Origin of the sequence: Stenotrophomonas sp. 22692, assembly GCF_052045015.1 — a bacterium.
In the GTDB taxonomy this organism is placed as follows: Bacteria; Pseudomonadota; Gammaproteobacteria; order Xanthomonadales; family Xanthomonadaceae; genus Stenotrophomonas; species Stenotrophomonas geniculata.
On sequence record NZ_JBQEMR010000079.1, the window covers coordinates 1 to 2,924 of the forward strand.

General features: G+C 69.3%; 2 protein-coding genes. Both read left to right on the top strand.

Features of this window, described 5'->3' with window-relative positions; genetic code table 11:
* Positions 1 to 152: 152 nt before the first annotated feature.
* On the top strand, positions 153 to 539 hold the full coding sequence (locus tag ACTJJM_RS21150) for a RidA family protein (protein WP_010484046.1): 387 nt from the start codon (positions 153 to 155) through the stop codon (positions 537 to 539).
* A 7-nt stretch (positions 540 to 546) separates the two neighbouring features.
* The gene (gene recG, locus ACTJJM_RS21155; RefSeq protein ID WP_010484047.1) at positions 547 to 2,658 is read left to right on the top strand and encodes an ATP-dependent DNA helicase RecG; all 2,112 of its coding nucleotides are present in this window, start codon (positions 547 to 549) and stop codon (positions 2,656 to 2,658) included.
* The last annotated feature ends 266 nt before the right edge of the window (positions 2,659 to 2,924 follow it).

Consider the following 2,924-nt stretch of genomic DNA (forward strand, 5'->3'; position numbering starts at 1 on the left):
CCCCCCCCCCCCCCCCCCCCCTCCCCCCCCCCCCCCCCCCCCCCCCCCCCCCCCCACTACCGAAGCGGCGCGGTAGATTCGCGCCATGCGTGGATGCACCCCCAGCCGGTACAATCACCGCTCTGTTTTCCCCCAAAGCACCGGAGCGACCCATGTCCCGCCAGATCATCAACACCGAAAAGGCCCCCGCCGCCATCGGCCCGTACTCGCAGGCCGTGCGCGCCGGCAACACCGTGTATTTCTCCGGCCAGATCCCGCTCGACCCGGCCACCGGCGACATCGTCGGCGCCGGTGACATCGAAGCGCAGGCCCGTCGCGCCTTCGACAACCTCAAGGCCGTGGCCGAAGCCGCCGGCGGCTCGCTGGACAAGGTCGTGCGCCTGGGCCTGTACCTGACCGACCTGGGCGAGTTCGCCAAGGTCAACGCGGTCATGCAGGACTACTTCCAGGCCCCGTACCCGGCCCGTTCCACCATCGAAGTCTCCGGCCTGCCGAAGGGCGCCAACTTCGAGGTCGACGCGGTGATGGTCATCGACTGACCGCCACGTGGCACGCAAGGCGGCGGTCACCCCGGTCCTGTCACCGTCCGGCGAAGCATCCCTGGCGATGCTCGCGGGCGTCGGTCCGGCCGTGGCCGCCAAACTGCAGGCGCGTGGCCTGGCCACCCTGCAGGATCTCTGGCTTCACCTGCCGCTGCGCTATGAAGACCGCACCCGGCTGACCCGCATCGAAGACCTGCGCAACGGCGTGCCGGCGCAGGTGGAAGGGCGGGTAGTCGCGGTCGAGCGCGGCATGCGCTACCGGCCGATGCTGAAAGTAGCGGTGGAGGACGAAGGGCAGGGCACCCTGGTGCTGCGCTTCTTCCATTTCCGCCAGCAGCAGGTCGGCCAGTTCGCGGTCGGCAACCGGCTGCGCTGCTTCGGCACGCCCAAGCCGGGCCACCTGGGCCTGGAAATCGTCCATCCCAGCTACCAGGTGCTGGGCCGCAACGACGATCCCGAACTCGGCGACCGCCTCGACCCGGTGTATCCCACCGTCGAAGGCGTGGGCCCGATGACGATGCGCAAGCTGATCGGCCAGGCGCTGGACCGCCTGCCCGAGGAAAGCACGCTGGAACTGCTGCCCAGCGGCTGGCTCGATGGCCTCGGCCTGCCGTCGCTGCGCAGTGCGCTGCTGACCGTGCACCGGCCGCCGCCGGATGCCGACCTGGCCGCACTGGCCGCCGGCACTCATCCAGCGCAGCGTCGCCTGGCGATGGAAGAGCTGCTGGCCCACCACCTCAGCCTGCGTCGCCAGCGCATCGCGCTGCAGGCGCACCATGCACCGCCGCTGGCCGGCCCCGGCAAGCTGGCCAAGGCATTGCTGAAGCAGCTGCCATTCGCGCTGACCGGCGCACAGGCGCGCGTGTTCAAGCAGATCCGCGAGGACCTCGCGCGCCCCAGCCCGATGCTGCGGCTGGTGCAGGGCGATGTCGGCTCCGGCAAGACCGTGGTCGCCGCGCTGGCGGCGATGCTGGCGGTGGAGCAGGGTAAGCAGGTCGCATTGGCCGCCCCCACCGAACTGCTGGCCGAACAACATCTCAACAATCTGCGCGGCTGGCTGGAACCGCTCGGCGTGCGCATCGCCTGGCTGGCCGGCAAGGTCACCGGCAAGGCGCGCGCCAAGGTGATGGAGCAGGTCGCCAGCGGCGAAGCGCAGGTGGTGGTGGGTACCCACGCGCTGATGCAGGAGGCGGTGGTGTTCCAGGATCTCGCCCTGGCCATCGTCGACGAGCAGCATCGCTTCGGCGTGCACCAGCGGCTGGCGCTGCGTGACAAGGGCGCAGGCGGCAACAGCGTGCCGCACCAGCTGGTGATGACCGCAACGCCCATTCCGCGCACGCTGGCGATGTCCGAGTACGCAGACCTGGATGTCTCGGCCATCGACGAACTGCCGCCGGGCCGCACCCCGGTGCAGACCGTCGCATTGAACAACGATCGTCGCCCGGAGCTGATCGAGCGCATCGCCCTGGCCTGCCAGGAAGGGCGGCAGGTGTACTGGGTGTGCACGCTCATCGAGGAAAGCGAAGAGCTGGACGCCACGCCTGCGCAGGCCACCTACGAATCGCTGCAGGCGCTGCTGCCCGGCGTACGCGTGGGGCTGGTGCATGGCCGCCTGAAAGCCGCCGAGAAGCTGGCGACGATGGTCGCGTTCAAGGCCGGCGACATCGATCTGCTGGTGGCGACCACGGTGATTGAAGTGGGCGTGGATGTGCCGAACGCCTCGCTGATGGTGATCGAGAACGCCGAGCGCCTCGGCCTGGCCCAGCTGCACCAGCTGCGCGGCCGCGTCGGTCGTGGTTCGGCGGTATCGCGCTGCGTGCTGCTGTACCAGGCGCCGCTTTCGCAGATGGCACGCGAGCGCCTGCAGACCATGCGCGAAACCAACGATGGTTTCGTCATTGCCGAAAAGGATCTGGAACTGCGCGGCCCCGGCGAACTGCTCGGCACCCGCCAGACCGGCCTGGCCGGTTTCCGCATCGCCGACCTGGCCCGCGATGCCGGCCTGCTGCCCGGCGTGCACGACCTGGCCGAGCGCCTGCTGGCCCAGCAACCCACGCTGGCCGACCGCGTGGTGCAGCGCTGGATCGGCACCGCCGTGCGTTACGCCTCGGCGTAAGGCACGGGCTCTGACCCCATTCCCGGCATGCCCATCCACGCATGGCGTGGATCTACTGTAGAGCCGAGCCTACGCTCGGCTGCCGTTCGCGCTGCGCGCGTGAATCGAGCATGGCTCGACTCTACAGACATCGCTTTCGATCATTTCCATCTTCATCCACGCATTGCGTGGATGTGTCGACCAAGGTCGACACCTACCAACAGCGGTAGCGATCTGTCGAAGGCGGGGTGGGTCCGGTTGCGGGGGTGTCCGCGGCATGGATGCCG